Raw genomic sequence first — 23,255 nt, forward strand, 5'->3', positions numbered from 1 at the left:
CTTGTCAGGGGAGGTCTAATGGAATTCCAGGTGGGGAAGAATGATCTGACGCGGCACGGCCTGCCTGAGATCGACGCCGCGACGGTTGATCGTTTTCTTGGCGAGGCGGATGCTGCCGGCGCGATCGCCGTGCTGCTGTCGGCGGGCGATCCCAATCGTTTCCCGGAGGCGATCGATGTCGCCGTGGTGCTGCCGGAGTTGATTACCGCTTTCGGCGGCCGGCTGCGCGGTGCCGTCATCGCGCGCGGCGACGAGAGCGCGGTCGGACAGCGTTTTGGCGTGCGCGTGCAGCCGACGCTGATCTTCGTCGCCAAGGGCGAGACGCTGGGGCTGATCGCCAAGATCCAGGACTGGTCGGTCTATGTCGATCGCATCACAAAACTGATCGATCGTCCGCGCGGGCAAGCCGCCGCGGTCGCCGTCACCATCGTTCCCCAGCATCGCACGCAAGGTGTCGAGCTATGAAGGTCGGGTTCTGGGATGCGCCCGAAGGCGCCGAGCAACCGGTCAGCGTGTTTCCGATCGGCGAGGAGAGTCTCAATGCGTCGAAAGGCAGCCTGACGGCGGCCGGAGCGCTGGCAAAGCTTGCAACGCTCGACAGCGCGGAGCTTGCCTGGAGCTGCCCAAACGCGGTCGCGCTGCTCTCGCGGATCGCAAATGCCATCGCGGGCCAGAAAGCCGACGCGCCGACGCAGCTGTTCCGGCTCGCCAATCTCAACGAGCTCGAGAGCAAGCTCATCGCCGACGTGCTCGGCGAAGGCGAGGTTGGTGGCGTCGTCGCGCTGCCGGACGGATCGCTGGCCCAGATCCAGGAATCGGTGCTGGCGGGGATCTGGCGCGTGCGGCTCGAGTCCGACGCCAGCCACGAATATCTCGAGATCGGCGCCATACCCGAGATCGTCAAGCGCGCGGCCGCCGACCTGACATCCGCCGATTTCGAGATCGGCGAGGTGCCGGGGGGCGCCATGAACGTGCTGCCGGTGCTCGCCGAAATCCGCGAGCGCGCCCTGGCCTGGCGGCCCGGCATCCGCTCGCAGATCATCAACTTCACGCTGCTTCCGATGAGCCCGGTCGATATGAGCTTTCTGCAGGACACGATCCGGAACGGACCGATTCAGCTCGTGTCGCGCGGCTATGGCACCTGCCGGGTGCTGTCCACGGGCATCCGCAATGTCTGGTCGGTGCAGTTCTTCAACGCCATGGACACCATCATTCTCGATACGCTCGAAGTCGGCGGCGTGCCGACCGTCGCGCTTGCGGCGGACGAGGATTTCGAGGATTCCGCCGAGCGGCTGCAGGAAATCATCGAGGCCTATTTCAAATGAGCGCCTTCGAGAATTTTGGCGTGCGTCAGGACGTCGCGGACATCACGCGGCTGGAATGCGGCATCTGCTGGACCGTCTATGATCCGGCTGACGGTGACGAGGTGGCGCAGATCGCGCCCGGTACGCCATTCGCCGCGCTGCCGGAGGAATGGCACTGTCCGAATTGCGATGCCCCGAAATCCAAATTCATGGCGATCGAAGCATGACGGGAGGCGCGCCGGTTCCCGTCGCAGACGCCGACGCCGCGGCGTGGGGCGATCTCCTGGCCGGAAGCTATCGGCAGATCGGCGACCGCGCGATGCGCGATCTGCCGATCTGCAACGATGCGCTCGGCGTGGAGGCGGTCGGTTTCCGCCGCTTCAACGGCACGATCGTGGGCATCATGGTCACGCCGTGGTTCATGAACGTGGTGATGCCTGCGAGCGCGGTGGCCCAGACGATGTCGGGCGCGACCGTGCAAGTCCGTTTTCCCGCGGGCAACATCGAATTCATCATCAGCGAGGTCGGACAAATGGGCCGGATCGCGAGTTGTTCGCTGTTCTCGCCGATGTTCCAGCTCGCGGACATGGCCGCGGCGCGGGCGACGGCCGAAGCAGCCATTGTCGAACTGATGCTGCCGGCAGACAGTGAGGAAGCGGTCCGCCGTCGCGAGCCTGCGACAACCCCGATCGATCGGCGTAACTTCCTGCGCGGTGCCTTGATGGAGAGGCGTGAATGAGCCTGGGGTTCCGCAACGAGATCGACATCACGGTGTGGCTCGCCAGCGGCACGATCGCCGACCTCGCGATCCGGCCGCGCAGCCGGCCGCCTTTAACGCGGCTGTTTGCCGGCAAGCCGGCGATTTCGCTGCTCTCGGTGCTGCCAAGGCTTTTCTCGCTCTGCTCCGTCGCCCATCAGGTGGCGTTCCTGTCGGCGGTCGAGGCCGCGCAGGGGCAGGAGGCGACACCGGTGACGGCGCGGCGTCGCGTCACGGCTGTCGTCGCCGAGCGCCTGACCGAATTGCTGCGCGGCCTGTTCGTCGGGTGGCTCACGCTCGACGCCACGAGCGCTGCTGCCGTGCGCGCGATGATGCAGGCGAGCACGGTTCTCGGCGGCGCCAGCGACGCCGTGCCGAAAGCCTTGCGTCGCGACGTCGTCGCACAGATCAAGGCCGCGCTCGGCGCGCTGGGAATTTGCGGCGAAGACCAGATCCTCGCACCCGGCAGCGCCCTCGCCGCCTATGTCGCGCGCTGCGATGGCGAAGTATTGTCGCCGGCAATGGCCGAGCAATCATTCCTGACGACGGCCGACGACCTCGAAATCGTCACGCGCTTGCTGGCGGATGGGGCGGCCTATTCCGATGCGCCGGAACTTGGTGGCAAGATTCCGGAAACCGGTGTGTGGGCGCGCAGGGCGCAACGCGAGCCGGTCTCGTCGGCAGGCCCGGCCGCGCGCCTCAAGGCGCGCATCGCCGAGGTCGCGCGGCTCTGCGCCTGGCTCGATGGCGGCGAGGAGGATCCCGATGACGGCGTCGTCGCAAGCTATCGCCTCGGCGCAGGCAAGGGCGCTGCCGCCGTCGAATGCGCGCGCGGGCGGCTGTACCACGCCGTCGCGCTCGACGATGAGGATCGCATCACGAGCTTCGAATTTCTGGCACCGACCGAATGGAATTTTCATGCCCGCGGCCCGCTGGTCCGCAGCCTCAAGGGCTCGCTGCTCGCCGCCGGCCCGCAGGGACAGGATGCGGTGCGCACGCTGGTCGACTCGTTCGATCCCTGCGTCGGCTTCAGCCTCAGTTTTCGTGAGGCCGGCCATGCATGAGATGGCACTGTGCGAGGGCATCATCGGCATCGTCGAGGAGGAAGCGCGCAAGCGTTCCTTCGCCAAGGTGAAGATCGTCTGCCTCGAGATCGGCGCGCTCAGCCACGTTGCGCCGGAAGCCATGAAGTTCTGCTTCGAGGCGGTCGCTGCGCAGACCATCGCGCAAGGGGCGAGGCTCGAGATCGTCGAGACGCCCGGGACGGCCTGGTGCATGGCGTGCTTCAAAAGCATCGAGATCAAGCAGCGTTACGAACCATGCCCATCCTGCGGTGGCTATAAACTGCAGGTGACGGGCGGCGAAGAGATGCGCGTAAGGGAACTGGAGGTCGACTGATGTGTATGGTCTGCGGCTGCAGCGACGGCAAAGCATCCATCGAACATGCCCATGATCGTGATCACGGGCATGACCACGATCATGATCACGACGGGCATCATCATCACCACCAACACGGTCATGGACACGATCACGACCATGACCATGGTCACGATCACGATCATCACCACGATCACACCCACGAAGATGCCGGCCTGGTCGACTGCGGCCCGAATCCTGCGGGCCAAAAGATCGCCGGCATGAGCAGCGAGCGCATCATCCAGGTCGGGCGCGACATTCTCGGCAAGAACGACCGCCTCGCCGCCGACAATCGTGCGCGCTTCCAGGCCGATGATGTGCTTGCCTTCAACCTGGTGTCGAGCCCGGGCGCCGGAAAGACCTCGCTGCTGGTTCGCGCCGTCTCCGAATTGAAGGACAGCTTCCCGATTGGCGTGATCGAGGGCGACCAGCAAACTTCCAACGATGCCGAGCGCATTCGCGCGACCGGCGTGCCGGCAATCCAGGTCAACACCGGCAAAGGCTGTCACCTAGACGCCGCCATGGTCGGCGAGGCTTATGACCGGCTGCACCGGTTGAACGGCGGTCTCCTCTTCATCGAAAATGTCGGCAACCTCGTGTGTCCGGCGGCCTTCGATCTCGGCGAGGCCTGCAAGATCGTGGTGTTCTCGACCACCGAGGGCGAGGACAAACCGCTGAAATATCCCGACATGTTCGCGGCCTCGACGCTGATGCTGATTAACAAGATCGATCTCGCGCCGGTGCTCGATTTCGATCTCGCCGAGACCATCGAATATGCGCGGCGGGTCAATCCCAAGATCGAGATGCTGACGATGTCGGCGCGCACCGGCGAGGGCTTTGCGGCGCTCTATGCCTGGATCCGCAAGCGGGCTTCCGCCACGAAGCCGACCGCGATGACGGCGGCGGAGTGAGAATGGGCGGCAAGGCCACAGCACTGGACGGACGGCGGCTGCGCCTGCATGTGCGCGGCGCGGTGCAGGGCGTCGGCTTTCGTCCCTATGTCTACGGCCTTGCCACGCGCTATCGACTCGGCGGTTTCGTCGCCAACGATCCCCACGGTGTCGTCATCGAGGTCCAAGGAGAGCGCGCCTCCGACTTCGTCGCAGCGTTGCCGCGCGAAAAGCCGCCGCTCGCCCGCATCGACGAAATCTCGGTGCACCCGGTCGGCGCCATGGCGAGCGAGGAGTTTTGCATCCTCGCCAGCAAGCAGGGCAGGGTATCGACGCGCATCGTCGCCGATGCCGCGACCTGTCCGGAATGCCTGAGCGAGCTGTTTGATCCCGCCAGCCGGTTTTATCGCTACCCCTTCGTCAACTGCACCCATTGCGGTCCGCGCTACACGATTGCCGAGCGGCTGCCCTACGATCGCCCCACCACCGCGATGAAGCGCTTCGCCATGTGCAAGGCCTGTGCGGGCGACTATGCCGATCCCAGGAGCCGCCGCTTCCATGCCGAGGCGATCGCCTGCCCGCAATGCGGCCCAAGGCTCAGCCACGGGATCGCGGAGATTGCCGCCGCGATTGCGGCAGGCAAAATCGTCGCGATCAAGGGGCTCGGCGGCTACCAGCTCATCTGCGATGCCCGTGACCAGGCGGTCGTGCAGCGGCTGCGGCAGCGCAAGGAGCGCGACCAGAAGCCGTTTGCCGTCATGGTCGGCTCGGTGGACGCGGTCGCCGGCATCGCCGATGCCGACGCTGCTGAGCTTGCGTTGCTCGAAACGTCGCCGCGGCCGATCGTGCTGATGACGTCGCGCCATCGGCTCGCGCCTGCGATCGCGCCGGAGCTGTCGCGGATCGGCATCATGCTGCCGGTCGCACCGCTCCATCACCTGATCTTCGAGGCGCTGGACGCGATGCATAAGCGGGCCGGCGAAAGCTGGGCGATCGTCGCCACCAGCGCCAATCCCGGCGGCGAGCCGCTTTTGATCGACAATCGCGAGGCGGAGCTGCGCCTTGCCGGCATCGCTGATCTCATCGTTAGCCATGACCGCGACATCGTCACCCGCGCCGACGATTCCGTGGCGGCGGTCTTTGCCGGGCGGACCCGGTTCATCCGCCGCGCCCGCGGTTACGTGCCCGAGCCGGTTCGTCTCGCGCAGACCGTGCCGCCGATCCTGGCCGTCGGCGGCGGGCTGAAGTCGACCGTGACGGTCACGCGCGGCAACGAGGCCTTCGTCTCTCAGCACATCGGCGACCTCGACACTGCGGAAGCGGTCCGCTTCTTCGAGGAAACCGTCGGCCATCTGCTCTCGACGCTGGACGTCGAGCCGGTGGTTATCGCCCATGATTTGCACCCGAACATGGCTTCGACCCGCTTCGCCGAAGCGAGCGGACGGCGGCTGATCGCGGTCCAGCACCATCACGCCCATGCCGCTTCCGTCATGGCGGAGCATGGCATCACGGGGTCGGCGCTGGCGCTGGTGCTCGACGGCTTTGGTCATGGCAGCGACGGCGGCAATTGGGGCGGCGAGCTCCTGCTGTGCGAGGCTGCGCAGTTCCGACGGCTCGGACATCTGGCGCCGATGAAGTTGCCGGGTGGCGATCGTGCCGCGCGCGAGCCGTGGCGCATGGCCGCGAGCGTACTGCATGCCCTTCGCCGCGGCGATGCGATCGCAAGCCGTTTCGCGAGGCAGCCGCAGGCCGCACGTCTCTGCGCCATGCTCGAACAGCCGGGCGTGCCGGTGACGACCAGCGCCGGCCGGCTGTTCGACGCGGCGGCGGGGCTGCTTGGTCTTTGCCCGGTGCAGAGCTACGAAGGCGAAGCCGCGATGAAGCTGGAAGCGCGGGTCGGCACGCCGCGCATCTTGAAGGATGGCTGGGTGATCGAACACGGCGTGCTGTCCCTGTTTCCGTTGCTCGCGCGCCTTGCAACCGATCGCATCGACCCGGTCGACGGCGCCGAGCTGTTCCATGGCACGCTTGCGGCCGCCTGCGTCGACTGGATCGGCCGCGCGGCGCGCGAGACCGGCATCACGACCGTCACCCTGAGCGGCGGCTGCTTTCTCAACGCGATCCTCAGTTCCGAGATTGAGCGCGGTTGTATAGCCGCCGGTCTTTCGCCGCTGTTGCCGCGGCAACTGCCGCCCAATGACGGCGGTCTCAGCCTCGGGCAGGCCTGGATCGCCGCGCTCCAACTCGAACAGCAACGCCTGGAAGGAACCGCCTAATGTGTCTCGCGATACCTGCTGAGGTCACAAAGCTGCTGCCCGACGAAATGGCGATCGTCTCCATCGACGGCGTCAGCAAAGAAATTTCGGTCGCCTTGATCGAAGACCTTGCTGTCGGCGACTATGTGATCATCCATGTCGGCTACGCCCTCACCAAGATCGACCCGGAGGAGGCAAGGCGGACGCTCGAATTGTTGCGCGAGCTCAGCACCGAGGCACAGGGAGCCGCGTCATGAAATATGCCGATGAGTTTCGCGACAAGGAGATCGCGCTCGGGCTCGCGAAAGCGATCCGCGCGGAAGCCGATCCGCAAAAGCCCTATCGCTTCATGGAATTCTGCGGCGGCCATACCCACGCGATCTCGCGTTACGGTCTGGAGGACATGCTGCCCCCGAACGTGCGGATGATTCACGGGCCCGGCTGTCCGGTCTGTGTGCTGCCGGCCGGGCGCATCGACATGGCGATCCGGCTAGCCGAACGGCCAGACATCACCCTCTGCGTCTATGGTGACCTGATGCGCGTTCCGGGGTCGCAGGGCGCATCGCTGCTGAAGGCGAAGGCGCGCAGCGCCGATATCCGCATGGTCTATTCCACCATCGATGCGATCAGGATTGCCGAAGAGAATCCCGAGCGCGAGGTCGTGTTCTTCGCCATCGGCTTCGAAACCACGACGCCGCCGACCGCGGTCATGATCCGATTGGCCGGGAAGAAGCAACTCGAAAACTTCAGCGTGTTCTGCAACCACGTGCTGACGCCGCCGGCGATGCAGAACATTCTGGAGAGTCCCGACATCCGCAACATTGGCCGCGTCGAGATCGACGGTTTCGTCGGGCCGGCCCACGTCTCGACCATCATCGGCACCGCGCCTTACGAGTTCTTCGCCGAAGAATTCGGCAAGCCGGTGGTGAACTCGGGCTTCGAGCCGCTCGACATGATGCAGGCGATCCTGATGCTGGTTCGGCAGGTCAACGAGCACAGGCATGAGGTCGAGAACCAGTACAGCCGCGCCGTGAACCGCGACGGCAATCTGCGCGCCAAGGAAGAGGTGTCCGATATCTTCGAGCTGCGCGACCAGTTCGAATGGCGCGGGCTCGGGCAGGTGCCCTATAGCGGGCTGAAGCTGAAGCGCGCCTACGCGAAATACGACGCGGAGGTCCGTTTCGATATGAACGAGCTGCGCGTCGACGACAATCCGGCCTGCGAATGCGGCGCCATTTTGCGCGGGGTGAAAAAGCCGGTCGACTGCAAGCTGTTCGGCACCGTCTGCACGCCGGAGACGCCGATTGGGTCCTGCATGGTGTCCTCCGAAGGCGCCTGCGCTGCGCATTGGACCTATGGCCGCTTCCGCGACCATCAGCAGAGCCGGGCGTCATGAAGGCCTATCAGCGCAAGCTCGACATCAAGAATGGCTGCGTCGACCTGTCCCACGGCTCGGGCGGCCGTGCCATGGTACAGCTGATCTCGGGCCTGTTCCACGAAGCTTTTGACAATGAATGGCTGGCGCGCGGCAATGACCAGTCGGCGTTCGAGGTCGGCGCCGGGCGCATGGTGATGACGACCGACGGCTATGTGGTCTCGCCGCTGTTCTTTCCCGGCGGCAATATCGGCTCGCTCGCGGTGCACGGCACCGTCAACGACATCGCAATGGCCGGCGCGAAGCCGCTCTATCTCTCGGCGACTTTTATCATCGAGGAAGGCTTTCGCTTCGCCGACCTCAAGATCATCGCGGAATCGATGGGCGAGGCGGCGCGCGGGGCCGGCGTCCATATCATCACCGGCGACACCAAGGTGGTCGAGCGCGGCAAGGCTGACGGCCTGTTCATCTCGACTGCGGGTGTGGGCGTAGTGCCCGATGGCCTCGATCTCTCGGCCGAGAACGCGCGGGTCGGCGATCGGGTGCTGATCTCCGGCACGCTCGGCGACCACGGCGTCGCCATCATGTCCAAGCGGCAGAATCTCGCCTTTGAGACCGAGATCGTCTCGGACGCGGCGTCGCTGCACGATCTCGTTGCCAGGATGGTGCAGGCCGGCGGTCGTGGCATCCGCCTGATGCGCGATCCCACGCGCGGCGGGCTCGCCGCGACGCTGAACGAGATCGCTCAGCAGTCCGACCTCGGCTTCCATCTTGAAGAGGAGGCGATCCCGGTGAAGCCGGGCGTGGCGGCGGCTTGCGAGCTGCTCGGGCTCGATCCACTCCACGTCGCCAATGAAGGCAAGCTGGTCGCGATCGTCGCGCCGGAGGCCGCCAGGGCGGTGCTGGCCGCGATGCGGGCGCATCCGCTCGGCCGCGATGCCGCCGACATTGGCGCGGCCGTAGCCGACGATCATCATTTCGTGCAGATGGCGACGAGCTTCGGAGGCGGTCGAATCGTAGACTGGCTGTCGGGCGAACAACTGCCGAGAATCTGTTGAGGCTTCGAGATGCGCATCCTGCTCCTGTCACATTCCTTCAACAGCCTGACGCAGCGGCTTCACGTCGAGCTCAGGGAGCGAGGCCATGACGTCTCGGTTGAGCTCGATATCCATGCCGACGTCACGCGCGAGAGCGTGGCACTGCATCGGCCCAACCTGGTGATCGCTCCGTTCCTGAAGCGCACGATCCCCGACGACGTCTGGAGCAGCGTGCGCTGCCTGATCGTGCATCCCGGGCCGCCCGGCGACCGCGGACCGGCCGCGCTCGACTGGGCTGTTCTCGAAGGCGCAGCCGAGTGGGGCGTCACGGTGTTGCAGGCGGACGGCGAGTTTGATGCCGGTCTGGTCTGGGCGTTCCGCAGCTTCCCGATGCGGCGCGCGGCCAAGTCCAGCATCTACCACAACGAGGTGACGTCGAGCGCCGTCGCGGCGGTGCTCGAGGCCATCGCGGCAATCGAAGCCGGCGGACCGGCGCCGCAACCGATGCAGGCGGACGATCCGCGCATTCGCGTGCGCGGGCCCTGCCGTCAGGCGGACCGGACGATCGACTGGCAGCACGACACCACCGCGACGATCCTGCGCAAGATCAACAGCGCTGACGGCATGCCGGGCCTTGTCGACAGTCTGTTCTTTGAGGACGTCAGGCTGTTCGACGCGCACGAGGCGCAGGACGTTGCCGACGTGCCCGGCACCGTCGTGGCGCAATGCAGCGCCGCGCTTGCCCACGCCACGGTCGATGGCGCGGTCTGGATCGGTCACGTCAAGCGGCTCGCGCCGAAGAGCCTGAAGCTGCCGGCGGCAAAAATCTTCGCCGCAGAAGCCGCGCACCTGCCGCACCGGCCCGGCTGCGGCTACGCGCCGATCGAATATCGCGAGCATGGCGAGGTCGGCGAACTCAGCTTTTCCTTCTACAACGGCGCGATGAGCAGCAGCGACTGTGAAGCCTTGCTCGACGCTTATCGCGGCGCGCTGACGCGCCCGATCAGGGTGCTGCTTCTGACTGGTGGTCGCGACTATTGGTCGAACGGCATCCATCTCGCCGAGATCGAGGCGGCTGACAGTGCCGCGGACGAGTCCTGGCGAAACATCAATGCGATCAACGATCTCGCCCGCGCGATCATCAAGACCATCGATCGGCTCGTTGTTTCGGTCATCAGAGGCAATGCCGGCGCGGGTGGGGTGTTCCTGAGCCTTGCCGCCGACGAGGTCTGGGCGAGCGATCAAATCGTCCTCAATCCGCAATACAAGGACATGGGCAATCTCTACGGCTCGGAATACTGGACCTATCTGCTGCCACGCCGTGCGGGGCTGTCGAATGCCACCCGGATCACGCAATGCCGGCTGCCGATGGGGGCGGCGGAGGCGCAGCGTCTCGGCATCATCGATCGCGTGCTGCTGCGCTCGGAGCTTGCGAACGAAAACCTCGTGAAGCTCGGCGCCGCCATCGCGGCGGGCGAAGAGTTTGCCGTACGCCTCGCCGATAAACAGCAGCGGCGCGCGGCCGATGAGGCCGGAAAACCGTTGCAGGCCTATCGCGACGAGGAGCTGCGGCGGATGCGAATCAATTTCTACGGATTCGATCCGAGCTACCACGTCGCTCGCTACAACTTCGTTCACAAAGTGCCGAAGTCGCGCACACCGCTGACCATAGCAACTCACCGGTCCCGGCCTGCGCCAGGTCGGTCTCTGGGCTTCGCGGTGCCATCGTGAGCATTCAGGGGACGATTCTCGTCATCGACGACGAGGTCCGCTCGCAGGAAGCGCTGCGGCGCGTGCTCAGGGAGGATTTCGAGGTGCTCTGCGTCGGCAACGCGACCGATGCGGAGAAGCTGCTGGAGGGCGAGATCGTCCATGCGATCCTCTGCGACCAGCGGATGCCGTATGAATCCGGCGTGAGCTTTTTGAAGCGCGTCCGGGAGCTCTGGCCGGATCCGGTACGGATGATCATTTCCGGCTATTCGGAGTCTGAGGACATCATCGCCGGGCTAAACGAGGCCGGCATCTATCAATACATCACCAAGCCATGGCAGCCGGACCAGCTGGTCGAAACCGTCAAAGAGGCAGTTCAGCTCTATCGGCTCCAGAAGGAGACCGAGACCGCCAGTGTCGACCTTAAGCCGACCTCGGGGCACGTCAAGAAGGTCGTCTCGGTCAAGCGCGGAGTGGCCAAGGAGCTCTACGATTTCGACCGCATCGTGCATTCGACGGAAAGCCCGATGCACGGTGTCATCGAGCTCGGTAAGCGCGCCGCCGACTACGACATCTCGGTTCTGATCACCGGTGAATCGGGCACCGGTAAAGAGCTTCTGGCCCGTGCCATCCACTACGGTTCGGCGCGGGCCAACAAGGCGTTCGTGGTCGAGAACTGCGGCGCGCTGCCGGACGAACTCTTGGAAAGCGAGCTATTCGGTTGCAAGAAGGGCGCTTTCACCGGCGCCTATCAGGATCGGATCGGCTTGTTCGAGGTCGCCGATGGCGGCACGATCTTCCTCGACGAGGTCGGCGAGACCTCGCCGGCGTTCCAGGTCAAACTGCTACGCGTGCTACAGGAGAGCGAGATTCGGCCGCTCGGTGCGCAGCGTGTGCGCAAGGTCGACGTGCGCGTGGTCGCGGCGACCGACCGAGACCTGGAGGCGGAGGTCGAAGCGGGCCGCTTCCGGCGCGACCTGTACTACCGCCTCGCCGCATTCCCGGTGCACATGCCGGCGCTACGTGAGCGCCCGATGGACATCCCGCTGATTGCGGAGGGCGTGCTGACGGCAGTCAAGAGCTCCTTCAACCGGCCGAACCTGCGCTTTGCGCGTTCGGCGCTAGAGGAATTCGGCAAATATCACTGGCCGGGCAACGTGCGCGAATTCCAGAACGAGATCCAGCGCATGGCCGTGCTCGCTGACCAGGACGAGCTGCGTGCCCCGCCGCTGCTCGGCCGCCGCAGCGGGAAGCGATCGGCGCCGCTGCCCGCCCACGGCAAGCTTAACGGCTCGGCCTCGCTGAAAGACAAGGTGGAGGATCTCGAGAAGTCGGTTATCATGAACTGCCTGGAGAAGTACGAAGGCAATATCAGCCGGGTCGCGAGCGAGCTTGGGCTGTCGCGCGTCGGTCTCAGGAACAAGCTGTCCAGGTACGATTTGAGAAAAAATGCCAAAGGCGACGCATTCTCCTGAAGTCGGCGAAGCCGAATCGCTGCTCAAGGTCGACCTCGAGCACAAGAACGCGGAGCTCGAGGAAGCGCAGACCTTTGTCACCAACGTCATCGAATCCGTCTCGGACATCCTGATCGTCTGCGACGCGCGCGGGCTGGTGCAACAGGTCAATTCCGCGTTCCAGAATGCGCTCGGTCGCAGCGTCGGGGATGTGGTCGGCAGGAACATCGCCGACGTGATCGACGCGACCGATAGCGCCAAGCTGGTGCCGCTATTGAAGCCGCGCGGCACGACCGACGTCGTCGATGGCGAATTGAGATTCGTAACGGAAGGCGGCAGCACCGATCTGTTCGCGATCAACAGCTCGCCGCGGCACGATCATCGCGGCCGTTTCATCGGGGTTGTGCTGACGGGGCGGCCGATTGGCGAGCTCCGCCGCGCCTATGAGGCGCTGCACAAGGCTCATCACGAATTGCAGCGCGCCCAGCGGCAGCTTGTCGAGCAGGAAAAGATGGCGAGCATGGGCCGTCTCGTTGCCGGTGTGGCCCATGAGCTGAACAATCCGATCAGTTTTGTCTACGGCAACATTCACACCCTAACACGCTACCGCGCCGCCATCGCCGCCTATCTCGACGCGGTACACGACAGGGGCCTAGCAAGTGATCTCGCCGCGCTAAAGAAGAGCTTACGCATCGACGATATTCTGGAGGATTTCGGTCCCTTGATCGACGGTACCATGGAGGGCGCGGTTCGCATCAGCGAGATCGTGAAGAATTTGCGGCGGCTTTCCTTCAGCAAGCTCGGCGAGGTTGAGCGCGTCAATATCGAGCGGTTGATCAACACCGCGGTCCTGTGGGCCGTCCGCACCAAGCAGGTGCGCATCGATCTGCAGATGGAGCTTGAGCCGGAACTATGGATCTCTGGCAACGAGGGGCAGTTGCACCAGGTCATCGTCAATCTTGTCGAGAACGCGATCGACGCAATGCGAAGCACGGAACAGCCGAGGCTCGTGGTCTCAGCGGCACGCGGGGGCAACGAGATTCTATTCCGGATTTCCGACAACGGTCCGGGAATTGACAAGGATCACATCAACCACATTTTCGAGCCGTTCTTCACGACCAAGCGGGTCGGCGAAGGCACTGGGCTGGGCATGTGGATCAGTTATGGCATTGTGCGCGAGCACGGCGGCGAGCTCGTCGCCGCCAACGAGCCGGAAGGAGGTGCGACGTTTTCCTTTGCACTGCCGGCAGTATAATCAGCTCCTGACTGCCCTGGCCTCCATTTCTCGCAGTCAACATCGTCGGAAAACCTGATGACGGGCATCCGCGCTGCTGATGGCCGGTGAGTGCGTCGACAAGCGCTTTACGAGTCGAAACTTTGGCCGGTATTGTATGACCCGACGCGACAACGTCTGCCGCTTGCAATGAGTCGGTCGCGTACCAACCCATCCATCGCCGCAAAATGATCACTGCCGCAACCGCTCGAACGCATCGTTGAGGCGTCAACAAAGCCTCAGCAAGTGCCCTTTGCTGGTTCTCAACCCACGTCCGATCCTCTTTAACCTGACTCCTTCAATCTCCAACATACGCGCGACCTCGGCAGGTTGCGATCCCCAATCCCTTTGCTCGCCTCAATCATGTTCTCAGCAGTCAGGGCCTCGCGGAAGCGCGCCTCGATGAGTGGAAAGCCCGCGCCTTGAACAGCCAACGACTCATTGGCAGTTGCCGCCTAAAGGGAAGCGCTGCAGATGCGAGCCGGTTCGCGCGGCCATAGTTTCATAATCCATATGCAACCTCGCAGCCAACTGTCTAGCGTTCGTCAAACTCGCGTCAATCAGATAACTGCATAAGCACTCGGGTGCCTTCGATCCGCACCGGAAACGTAGCAAGATTACGCGTGACGGGAGCGCTTCTGGCCTTGCCAGTGGCCGCCTCGAAAAGACCAAAATGCAGCGGACATTCGATATAACCGTCGACGATTTGGCCACAGGAGAGCAAGCCGTTGGCATGTGTGCAGATGTTCGACGTTGCAAAGTACTCGCCATCTATTCGATAGATGGCGATCGAGCGCTTGCCGCGGACTCGTTCGATCACCGCACGTTCCGCAAAATCTGAGGTGTCAGCGATGTGCGCCCCGTTCATCTTTAAGGCCTAGTTGCTGACTCGCGATCCATGCACCGAAAGGATTTGCGCTCGACACGTGCCGAATCCGATCGGGGCAAATCCTTCGCGACGGCACCGAGCCGTCATAATGATCTCGTCGCCATCTTCCAAGAAGCGGCGCTCCTCCCCTGACGCCAGACGGACGGGCTCGGTGCCGCCCTTGGTCGTCTCCATAATGGAGCCATACCCCGCCGCATCGGGCGCGGAGATCGTGCCCGTGCCGAGGAGATCTCCCGGCTGCAGGTTGCACCCGCCGCTGGCATGATGGGCCACCATCTGTGCCGGCGATCAATACATGTGCTTTGCGTTGGATAGGGAAAGTCGATGCGGCGGGAGACCTGCCTCCCGCATCTTCAGGGTCAGCAAAAGTACCTCGAGTTCGGCGTTCAGCGCGCCTTCGCGCTGGTCTGTCGCGTCGAGGAGGTACGGCAACGGGATGGGGTCGCCGGCAGGGCGCTTCGTCTGCGGAATCCGGAATGGCGCAAGCGCCTCGGGCGTCACACACCTAGTTTGCTGGAAAAGTGGGCATCTGATCTTTCCGCACGGGGATTGGCAATGCCATTCGCCGCGCGGTCGACAAGTCTGCGAGGGCGGCGCGTCAAGTCGCGCTTAAGGTGATCGTGAAAGATATCGGCGTTTCGGAAGAGTCTCCGGGATGTCCCCGCCTGGGTGTTTGCTGCGGACGAAGTGGGTGCAGTCGCTCTGTGCCCCGGCCGACCTGTTGAGTTTTTTGTTTCTACCGCTACCTTCCGCGACATTGATCTGATTGTCTGCCACTAGGCCCCGCGCAATGCGGATGAGCTCGTTGATCTGCCTAGAGCCAATTCGGTCACGGCCAACGCGATTGTAGAAGCTTTCGTCAAAGTTGGACGTCATCAAAAAAGCGCAGATTGGAATGATCCGGCGCCGGGATTCGTCGAGGCCGACCTTGTAGCGCATAGCGGTCCATCTGCGCGCGGCAGCTTCATCCAGACCCTCGTGCTCACCGACATTGCTACCGGCTGGACGGAGTGCGCTCCTCTGATCGTGCGCGAACAGATGCTGTTGAGCACGGTGCTGACGGAATTGCGCATCATGAACGAGACGCTGAAAGCCTACTGCGAGGCGGCCAACATCGTCTTCACGCGTTGCCGGCCCCTATCAATGGTAAAGTCAATAAACACAAAGATAGGAGGAAATGCATTCACCAACGCCACCATCGGTAATGGCGCCGATCTGACCTATGTGCTGATCGAGGCGCGCCAGCCGATCATTCTAGATCACGAGATCAATGCGTCCGTGAACCTCACCTTCGCCAACGGAACGACCTTTCAGGGCAACCCGGTAGTAGAGACGCTAACAGAGATCTCGAGCCTCGCGACCGAAACCATGAATTGAATGGAGCGCTTTATTTCAAAAGCGAAAGAATGATGGGCTTCCGTTCGGCGCGACCATAAGCGATATCGCGTCGGCGTACTCTCGATCACGGGCTATATACCCGCTTGCGTCACTATACTTCGTACAACATCCGGCTAACGACGGCCGGCACCAGGATCAGAATATTTCTGCTCGATCTTTTGGCAACGCCAGATCGCACCCGAGCCGCGACAAACTTTTGGCGATGAGCGCTGCGACGATCGACCGCGCATGGTTGAGCAGCTCTGTCTCCAGCGGCGTCGCGTCCCAGACACCGTCCGCAATGAAATGGTGCAACTGGTCGTAGTTGCTCGTGACGGGATCAAAGTGCTACACGATTTGCGCGACTTCTTTGCAGTCCGCTCCCTCGGCATCTGCGTCCAACAACCTCCAATAGGTCACGAGGTGATTGTAGTCGTACAGCGTCAGCATCGAATCTGTCGGCGCCAGATCCGCGACATCGGGATCGAGTGGGGGCTTTTTGTATCTTGTGGTTGAAGCATGAGAACCAGTGAAATCTGGCGATCTGATGTCGTGTGCTCTCATCAGACGGCGACGCAGGGTGCCTTGGGAGCACCATCGGTTTTCGCAGGCGAGGGCTCGTTCAACCGTTGTGCGCACCCGGTGATACGCTATCTCAGGTCCCCAGATCCGGAGTCGGCGGCTTTTTTAGCTTCCACGTGCAAGTTCTCCCACGATCCTCTGAAAGAACGGCGTGTAGAACACCCTCTCGGTTACGGTCGAGGAGAGATGACGTCGCGAGGATCGGACTCCCTCTCGATGCCCGACAACAAGGAAGGATTTGCTCGCCGGACCGGTAAGCGATGGTGCCGCGGCCATGCGCGTTGGTGGAGAGTTCGCTTTCCGAGATCCGCAATTCGACAAGCGAGTCAAGCGCTGCGGGCGTTTGAAGAAGAGTTTCGACGACATTCCCGAACGTGGCGCATTCCCGAAATGATGCGTCGGTGCCTCCAACCGGACGAAGGTTGCTCAAGATCTTCGCGGCAAACCGGCACATCCGGGCTTGGCGGCGGCCATCGCCAGGATCGTTGCTGCCATCTGCGCATGTGAAAGTGGTGTTACGTCCTTCGTACGGCCGGCTGGCAACAAGCCATATCACGCAAACTCCTCAACCGCTGCGTCATATCGTCCAGCGCGCGCTGCGAAAAATCGGTCTTGCCAACTTGCCCGAGGAGCAAAGATTCGAATCGTTTTGCGTGCATATGCGATCAAAGCCCAACAGCCGACACAACAGCATGGCCGGTAACGCCGTTGGCATTCTCCGCACCAGCGCGACGGATAAATGGTCTCTGAAGACATACCCGATGATGCCCCACGATCACCGAAACATTGTATCTAAAGGCGCAGTGCAACAATCAATGTACACCCATCAGTGAAAGCGTTGTCGAAGGCAATCCACCGCACTTCCGGTCCGGCCGCTGCGATCCAGCGCTGCCAGATTGATGCCCGGCGGCACTGCCCGGCGCAAGCCGCCACTCGGTCACACGAATCTGCTCGTTGTCGACCTGAACCTCGGACCTAGCGGCAAGCATCGGGAACTCTCCTTATCGCGCCTCAGGGCACGAAGACCATGAACACGTAGACGGCAAATACCACCATATGGACCAGTCCGAACAGGACGTTGGTCCTGCCAGTGCCGAAGGTCAGCATGCTCAGGAAGAAGGTCAGGAGCAAAAGCACGCTGCCCTGGGCGTTGAGGCCGAGCTCGAGCTCCTTGTCGAGCGCGTAGGTGGCAACGCCGACGGCCGGGATGGTCAGCCCGATGGTGGCCAGCGACGACCCGAGCGCAAGGTTGATGCTCTTCTGGAGGTCGTTCCTGCGGGCCCCCGAAACGGCCGCGACGCCTTCCGGCATCAGGATCAGGAGGGCGACCAGAAGTCCGGTAAAGGCCGGCGGCGCACCGATCTTGGCCGCGACGGCGTCGACCACCAGCGAAAACTTCTTGGCGAGCAGCACGACCGCCAGCAGCGCAATCAGCAGCAGCACGACACTGAGCACCAACATCCGGCCCGATAGATGCACCCCACCGTTGCCGCCGTCCGCCCGCTTGTGAACGAAGTAATCCTTGTGCAGGACGGTCTGGGTGTAGAGAAACACCCCATACAGCGCGAGCGTGACCACGTCGACGAAGCCGAGCTGAACCGCCGAATAGACCGGCCCGGGCCTGGTGGTGGTGTAGTTCGGCAGGATCAGCGTGATGGTCGCGAGGGCGAACAGCACGCTGAGATAGACGTTGGCCCCGGAGAGCTGAAAGCCCTGCTCGCGATAGCGCAGGCCGCCGATGAAGATGCAGAGCCCGACGAGACCGTTGCAGACGATCATGACCACGGCGAACACGGTGTCGCGCGCCAGTTTCGGCGCGGGCTTGTCGCCCAACATGATCGAGGTGATCAGCGCCACCTCGATGATGGTCACCGAGAGCGTCAGGACCAGCGTGCCATAGGGTTCGCCGACGCGCTCCGCGATCACCTCGGCATGATGAACCGCAGCGAATACCGTGCCGAACAGGATGACCAGAAGGACAATGGCGAAGACGAGCCCGCCCAGCGACAGCGTGAACACGTAGTCCGTCGCGCTGACGGCCGCGAACAACAGCACGGCCAGCGCCGGGAAGATCCAGTCCGACCGGGGCATCGGACTATGCGCGCTCATCCACTGCTTCCATTTGATCGAATAAGCAGTAGCAAATCAGAGCGCGAGATTCAATGCCAGTGCAGGATCGGCGCGAACTGATCCGCTGACAACGCCAGCTGCTGACCGCCGACTAATCCTATCGCACATCGGCCGCTGCGGCTGTAAGAAGCGCAAAACTCTAGTTCTGGCTGGTCCAAAGTTCGGTCTCGCTACAAAAAACCCCGAGACTCTAACTGCCGCTGGATGAAAAGCAGTGGCAGGTCACTCCTTCGTCAGGCTAATCGCTGTCGCTCAGGGATGCTGCTCATGCACCCTTGAAGCACGACTCAACTTTCAGGAAGTGGGGACTACGCTAGGCCAATGCCACAGCTATCCTTCGAGTGCCCGGTGCCGATGTCCAATTGTTCACCGCATGCGCCCAAGTTAGGTTGTTCAGAATAACAAGGTCCCCTGGTTTTAGCTTGAGAATAATCTCGTCACAAAAAAGTTTCTCGTAATCGGCGCCTGAACACCAGCTCCGTCCTGCATTAACGGGGTCCAATTGGTGCAACTCAAAACCGTCCGGTGGGAACTTGAGAAGTTCGCGCTCCTGCAACATCCGAACGAAAAAGTGAAGACAGCTTTGGTCAACACTTCCAATGTTATCCCAAAGGACATTCACATCGCGCCCTAGGAGAAGGGAAAAGCTTCTTTTCGGCCTTGCCATAACAATCGCCAGCAAAAGGCCCGGGATCTCGGATTTCACCTCGGCTACTATTTGGTCATCTGGTACCAAATAGTCATCCGGCGAGCTCAGACGATGAAGTGCTTTTGCACGAGTGATCATGCCCCGAGACAATGGTTTTGATCCAGGTAATATTTTTGTCGTTTTTTCTCGTAAAAGTCCCCATGCCTCACTTGTGTCGTCGATGTTCAATAGGATTGTTTCTCCTCCGTCTTTACTATTCTCGAAACAATAAAAGCACGACAACTGCATATTAGATATTCTATCTCCTTCGGAATGCGGGGTGACAAACTGATAATCATCCCGGGAATTAACGCTCATGAAGTATTTGTTGATCCGCCGTCGGTGACCAAGAAAATCGGAAAAGCCGGCCTCCAGCTCTAGCTTTTTTTGCAATCCCAGTTCACCGGCAATTTGATGTACGAGGCCGTCCGCCTCGCTCGGTGAGACATTTCGAATCAAAATGACACAGTCTCGACTGAGTGCCTCGATCACGCAAGTCACATCCAAGCCGCTGCACCCAAGGGTCAACAGCATGCGCCGATGTGAGAGATCAGGAGTCAGTTGTGGTTGCGACATTCGCCGTGGACCCGTTCTTCGTCGCTTTCGTCGCCTCACGAGCAAGGGCCGTGCCACAGACGTCAGCGGGCATTCAGCGAAAACGCTACTTAGTGCCGAGCCCCGGCCAGTCTGCGAAAACGCGATGCGTGGCGAACTTTACAACATCGAGCGGAATCCCTGTCGCAGGACCCTCTCTCACTCGACGAGCAGACCACCTGGAGAACGCAGCGGCGAGCATTTTGGCTCGCAAAGGCAATTCGGACAAGCCGCGGGCGCCCGATCTTGAGTGGTCGTCGCTGTTGACGGCGCGTGCTGTTGTGTTGAGCTCTGTTTCGGTTCAAGGCGTTAATGTCCCAAGCCCGACGGCATGACGGCAAAATTCTGGCAGCCCGGCGAGAAGCGAATTGTTTTCTTCAGAATGAGCTCGCAGAAGGTCATTGGCGCGTCCGTTACTTAACGTGAGCGCCAAGGAGATTCTGCTGTACGCGCGGTGATGACGGCGGCTGTTGCAGAGCTTCCGACGACTTTGCGGACGCCCATGCGGTGATCGTCGCCAATGACGTCCGTATTGTTGTGCTGAGCTGTGTCTGGTTCAGGACGTCGATGTCCCAAGTCCGACGGTGGCATTCCGAGCGAGGCGCGCGTTGTTTCTTCAGGAAACGCTCGCAGTACGTCATTGGTATGTCGATTGCTTGAAAAGCGGGGTGATCCGTTACGGCCTTCATCGTAGCCGGAGTTCAGATGAAACTTGCTACACCGGTTGGCTCTTGCATCTTTGTTGGTGGTGGTGCGCTAGCTATTAGATGTGCTCAGCTAGTGATGGAGATGGGCCACGCGATCCGGGCGGCGCTGTGTGCCGACGCCATATTCCGCGATTGGGCCGATCTCGCCAATATCTTGTGTGTGACGAGCATTGAAGAGCTATCTGCGCTGCTCAACGCGGAGCCAGTCGAGTGGATATTTTCCGTTGCCAATCCGTTCATATTGCCAGCAGATGTGTTTGGGAAAGCGCGTAGAGGCGCGTTCAATTACCACGACGGTCCGTTGCCGCGATATGCCGGAACTCATGCGACGTCTTGGGCGCTTCTTGCCCGAGAGACCGAACATGGCATCACGTGGCATCGTATCGATCACGGTGTTGATACTGGTGAGCTGGTCGTCCAACGCCAAGTGTTGATTGCGACGAGCGATACTGCGCTGACGCTGAATCTCAAATGTTATGAGGCTGCTATCGATGGCTTCCGCGAGCTTCTAACTGGCTTAACAAATGGAGAGCTTAGTGCTCGTCCGCAAGCGCTAGCGGACCGAAGCTTTTTCCCGAAAGGTCGACGCCCAGATGCTGCGGGCTGTCTGCGATGGGATCGGTCCGCACAAGATCTGGAAGCGATGACGCGCGCCTTAGACTTTGGCCCGTATCATACCAATCCATTGGGGTTGTCCAAGGCTCTCGTAGGCGATGACGTTGTCGTCGTCAGGCGCTTGGAGGTGACGGCTCGGCGCTCGGGCTTTGCTGCGGGGTCTTTAGTTGAGATCCACCCCAGCCACTGGCGTGTGGCGACAGGGACAGAGGATGTTAATGTTTGGCTTGGCAGCTTGGATGGTAAGGCTCTGGATGCGCGGGCACTCGCGAGGCGTTCTGATTCCCATGTAGGCGACCGCCTCCCGATTCTGAGCGATGACGAGGCGCGGAGCATAACGGTTGCGCATGAAATGTTGGCGCCTCGTGAGAGTTTTTGGCGACGGCGACTTGAACAGTTCAAAACATCCCAGCTTTCCTTTTTGTCGTCTTCAGTAGCTTTGGCTGCACCTCAATGGCAGTTGAGTTCATGGCGAATTCCGGGTGCTTTGGCTGAGCTGTCTCCCAGTAATCGCACGGAATTCTTGCTAACGGCTTGGCTGATCTACCTAGCCCGCATCACGGGAGAATTAGAGCTTCAATTGGGATGGACTCCCGCGCCGAGTGGATCGCGAGCGGGCTTGAAAGCGCTCGAGGTGCTTGTCGCTTCTGTTGTGCCGATGGCAATTACCATCGATCTCGACAATGATTTTGCAGAGGCGCGCACGGTGGTGGCGGCCGAATTCGCTCAGTTGAAGGAGCAGGATAGCTTCGCGCGAGATCTTATCGCGCGCTGCCCAACGTTGCTCGGTATGGAGGCGTTACGATTGCGCCGCCCCTGGCCGGTTGGCGTTATGCTTACTGTAAGTGGCGAGTCTGCCACTGGTGACCTAGCTTCGAGCCCGACTTCTGAGGCAGCCCTGCCCGGTGAGGCGTTAACATTTGAGGTTTGCGCTCTAGATGGGAGCTTTCGATGGCACTTTGATGCAAGTCGCTTGGAACCCAAGCATATCGACCGTATGACCCAGCATTTGCAAAATTTGCTATGTGCTGTGAAGGCAGATCCGCGGCAGCCGGTGGGGCAGATTGAACTCTTGTCATCCGCTGAGCGCGCGTATCTGCTGGAGGAGCTGAACTGGACGGCATCGGCCTATCCGTCGGACGTGTGCATCCACGAGCTGTTCGAGGCACAGGTTCGCCGTGCGCCGGACGCGGTGGCGGTGGTCCATGAGGAGGAGCGGCTAAGCTATGGCGAGCTCAATGCGCGGGCCAACCGCCTGGCGCATCATCTGATCGGGCTCGGGGGCAGGCCGGACCAGCCGGTGGCGATCTGCGTTGCGCGCAGCGTGGCGATGGTGGCCGGGCATTTAGCGATCCTCAAGGCGGGCGGGGCGTACCTGCCGCTGGACCAGGCCTATCCGCTGGCGCGGCTGCGGCAGGTTCTCGATGATGCGGCGCCGCGAGTGCTGCTGGCCGATGCAGCGGGGCGAACGGCGCTGGGCGACGATGCGCTACGCGATCTGACGGTGGTGGACCCGGCGGCGACGCCGGAATGGGCAAATCTGCCGGCGTCGGATCCAGACCCGCGCGCGCTCGGGCTGACCTCGCGCCATCTCGCCTATGTAATCTACACCTCCGGATCAACAGGCACCCCCAAGGGGGTCATGGTCGAGCATCGCGGAGTGGCGCGTCTGGTGGCGGAGAACGATTTCGTCGAGATCTCGCCGCAGGACGTTTTTCTCAACGCTTCCTCGCCGACATTCGATGCGACCACGTTCGAAGTCTGGGGAGCCTTGGCGAACGGCGCCAGTGTTGTGCTCTATCCTGAACGCTATCTCTCGACGGCAACGCTAGCCCGGATCATCCAAGACCAAGGCATCACTATCGCTTGGATGACTGCGCGGTTGTTCGACGTCTATGTCGGGGAGGGGCGGAGCCCCAGTGGGCTGCAGCAACTGCTGGTCGGGGGCGAAGAGGTCTCAGCCAGTTCCATCAAAGCATGTCAGAAGCGACATCCGACGCTGCGAATCTCAAATGGCTACGGCCCGACCGAGAACACCACCTTCAGTCTCTGCTACCCGGTGCCTGCTGGCTTCGATGGCCAGCAACGGGTGCCACTGGGACGACCAATCCGGAATTCGGTGGTCTATCTGCTGGATGATCATGGTGCGCCGGTTCCGTTTGGCGCGGTCGGGGAGCTCTACGTCGGCGGGGCGGGGGTGGC

The 23,255-nt window shown here is 62.0% G+C and carries 21 protein-coding genes and 3 pseudogenes; 17 read left to right on the plus strand and 7 right to left on the minus strand.

Features of this window, described 5'->3' with window-relative positions:
- The first annotated feature begins 18 nt into the window (after positions 1-18).
- Genes XI08_RS07165 through XI08_RS07230 form a run of 14 tightly spaced genes read left to right on the plus strand, consistent with a single transcriptional unit; the run spans position 19 to position 13,453 of the window.
- Positions 19-465 (plus strand): hydrogenase accessory protein, encoded by a 447-nt coding sequence (locus tag XI08_RS07165; RefSeq protein ID WP_271573901.1) that lies wholly within the window; start codon positions 19-21, stop codon positions 463-465.
- A complete protein-coding gene (locus tag XI08_RS07170) occupies positions 462-1,325 on the plus strand; it encodes a hydrogenase expression/formation protein (protein ID WP_271573902.1) in 864 nt (287 codons plus the stop codon). The genes XI08_RS07165 and XI08_RS07170 overlap by 4 nt, the downstream gene beginning before the upstream one ends.
- Positions 1,322-1,531: a rubredoxin gene (locus XI08_RS07175; RefSeq protein WP_271565587.1), complete on the plus strand. Its 210-nt coding sequence runs from the start codon at positions 1,322-1,324 to the stop codon at positions 1,529-1,531. The genes XI08_RS07170 and XI08_RS07175 overlap by 4 nt, the downstream gene beginning before the upstream one ends.
- Positions 1,528-2,043 (plus strand): [NiFe]-hydrogenase assembly chaperone HybE, encoded by a 516-nt coding sequence (gene hybE / locus XI08_RS07180; RefSeq protein WP_271573903.1) that lies wholly within the window; start codon positions 1,528-1,530, stop codon positions 2,041-2,043. Before XI08_RS07175 ends, hybE begins: the two co-directional genes overlap by 4 nt.
- Entirely contained in the window at positions 2,040-3,125 is a 1,086-nt protein-coding gene (locus XI08_RS07185) for a nickel-dependent hydrogenase large subunit (RefSeq protein WP_271573904.1), read from the plus strand. The genes hybE and XI08_RS07185 overlap by 4 nt, the downstream gene beginning before the upstream one ends.
- A complete protein-coding gene (hypA, locus tag XI08_RS07190) occupies positions 3,118-3,459 on the plus strand; it encodes a hydrogenase maturation nickel metallochaperone HypA (protein ID WP_271573905.1) in 342 nt (113 codons plus the stop codon). The genes XI08_RS07185 and hypA overlap by 8 nt, the downstream gene beginning before the upstream one ends.
- Complete coding sequence (hypB, locus tag XI08_RS07195) at positions 3,459-4,388, plus strand: hydrogenase nickel incorporation protein HypB (protein WP_271573906.1); 930 nt, start codon at positions 3,459-3,461, stop codon at positions 4,386-4,388. The genes hypA and hypB overlap by 1 nt, the downstream gene beginning before the upstream one ends.
- Positions 4,389-4,390: 2 nt before the next feature.
- Positions 4,391-6,643 carry a carbamoyltransferase HypF gene (gene hypF / locus XI08_RS07200; protein WP_271573907.1) on the plus strand — a complete coding sequence of 751 codons (2,253 nt, stop codon included), beginning with the start codon at positions 4,391-4,393 and terminating at the stop codon, positions 6,641-6,643.
- Entirely contained in the window at positions 6,643-6,879 is a 237-nt protein-coding gene (locus XI08_RS07205) for a HypC/HybG/HupF family hydrogenase formation chaperone (RefSeq protein ID WP_271573908.1), read from the plus strand. The genes hypF and XI08_RS07205 overlap by 1 nt, the downstream gene beginning before the upstream one ends.
- A complete protein-coding gene (gene hypD, locus XI08_RS07210; protein ID WP_271573909.1) occupies positions 6,876-8,018 on the plus strand; it encodes a hydrogenase formation protein HypD in 1,143 nt (380 codons plus the stop codon). The genes XI08_RS07205 and hypD overlap by 4 nt, the downstream gene beginning before the upstream one ends.
- Positions 8,015-9,055, plus strand: a complete 1,041-nt coding sequence (hypE, locus tag XI08_RS07215) for a hydrogenase expression/formation protein HypE (protein WP_271573910.1) — start codon at positions 8,015-8,017, stop codon at positions 9,053-9,055. The genes hypD and hypE overlap by 4 nt, the downstream gene beginning before the upstream one ends.
- Positions 9,056-9,064: 9 nt before the next feature.
- Positions 9,065-10,765, plus strand: a complete 1,701-nt coding sequence (locus tag XI08_RS07220) for a hydrogenase maturation protein (protein ID WP_271573911.1) — start codon at positions 9,065-9,067, stop codon at positions 10,763-10,765.
- A complete protein-coding gene (locus XI08_RS07225; protein WP_271573912.1) occupies positions 10,762-12,219 on the plus strand; it encodes a sigma-54-dependent transcriptional regulator in 1,458 nt (485 codons plus the stop codon). The genes XI08_RS07220 and XI08_RS07225 overlap by 4 nt, the downstream gene beginning before the upstream one ends.
- Complete coding sequence (locus tag XI08_RS07230; RefSeq protein WP_271573913.1) at positions 12,194-13,453, plus strand: sensor histidine kinase; 1,260 nt, start codon at positions 12,194-12,196, stop codon at positions 13,451-13,453. Before XI08_RS07225 ends, XI08_RS07230 begins: the two co-directional genes overlap by 26 nt.
- Before the next feature lie 574 nt (positions 13,454-14,027).
- Here the strand turns inward: XI08_RS07230 and XI08_RS07235 are convergent.
- From XI08_RS07235 to XI08_RS07245, 3 genes are read right to left on the minus strand one after another with little or no spacing between them, the layout of a single operon-like run.
- On the minus strand, positions 14,028-14,339 hold the full coding sequence (locus tag XI08_RS07235) for a non-heme iron oxygenase ferredoxin subunit (RefSeq protein WP_271573914.1): 312 nt from the start codon (positions 14,337-14,339) through the stop codon (positions 14,028-14,030).
- 9 nt (positions 14,340-14,348) lie between these two features.
- Positions 14,349-14,636 carry a fumarylacetoacetate hydrolase family protein gene (locus XI08_RS07240; RefSeq protein WP_271553165.1) on the minus strand — a complete coding sequence of 96 codons (288 nt, stop codon included), beginning with the start codon at positions 14,634-14,636 and terminating at the stop codon, positions 14,349-14,351.
- 12 nt (positions 14,637-14,648) lie between these two features.
- On the minus strand, positions 14,649-14,861 hold the full coding sequence (locus XI08_RS07245; RefSeq protein ID WP_271565599.1) for a hypothetical protein: 213 nt from the start codon (positions 14,859-14,861) through the stop codon (positions 14,649-14,651).
- A 381-nt stretch (positions 14,862-15,242) separates the two neighbouring features.
- On the opposite strand from XI08_RS07245, the pseudogene XI08_RS07250 reads away from it, so the two are divergent.
- Positions 15,243-15,497 (plus strand): annotated as a pseudogene (locus tag XI08_RS07250) (ISNCY family transposase); the annotation flags it as partial.
- Positions 15,498-16,088: 591 nt separating this feature from the next.
- On the opposite strand, the pseudogene XI08_RS07255 reads toward XI08_RS07250, so the two are convergent.
- Positions 16,089-16,286: pseudogene (locus tag XI08_RS07255) on the minus strand (hypothetical protein); the annotation flags it as partial.
- Positions 16,287-16,741: 455 nt separating this feature from the next.
- Here XI08_RS07255 and XI08_RS07260 point away from each other — a divergent pair.
- Entirely contained in the window at positions 16,742-17,152 is a 411-nt protein-coding gene (locus tag XI08_RS07260) for a hypothetical protein (protein ID WP_271573916.1), read from the plus strand.
- A 60-nt stretch (positions 17,153-17,212) separates the two neighbouring features.
- Here XI08_RS07260 and XI08_RS07265 read toward each other — a convergent pair.
- The 3 genes and pseudogenes from XI08_RS07265 to XI08_RS07275 form a co-directional block, all read right to left on the minus strand.
- A pseudogene (locus XI08_RS07265) lies at positions 17,213-17,308 on the minus strand (cupin domain-containing protein); the annotation flags it as partial.
- 22 nt (positions 17,309-17,330) lie between these two features.
- The gene (locus XI08_RS07270; protein ID WP_097669700.1) at positions 17,331-18,428 is read right to left on the minus strand and encodes a calcium:proton antiporter; all 1,098 of its coding nucleotides are present in this window, start codon (positions 18,426-18,428) and stop codon (positions 17,331-17,333) included.
- A gap of 334 nt (positions 18,429-18,762) precedes the next feature.
- Positions 18,763-19,629, minus strand: a complete 867-nt coding sequence (locus XI08_RS07275) for a hypothetical protein (RefSeq protein ID WP_271565600.1) — start codon at positions 19,627-19,629, stop codon at positions 18,763-18,765.
- 891 nt (positions 19,630-20,520) lie between these two features.
- Between XI08_RS07275 and XI08_RS07280 the strand changes: the two genes are divergently transcribed.
- On the plus strand, positions 20,521-23,255 hold a 2,735-nt coding region (locus XI08_RS07280; protein WP_271573915.1), incomplete at its 3' end, for an AMP-binding protein.

Source organism: Bradyrhizobium sp. CCBAU 11361 (assembly GCF_028128935.1).
GTDB lineage: Bacteria > Pseudomonadota > Alphaproteobacteria > Rhizobiales > Xanthobacteraceae > Bradyrhizobium > Bradyrhizobium niftali.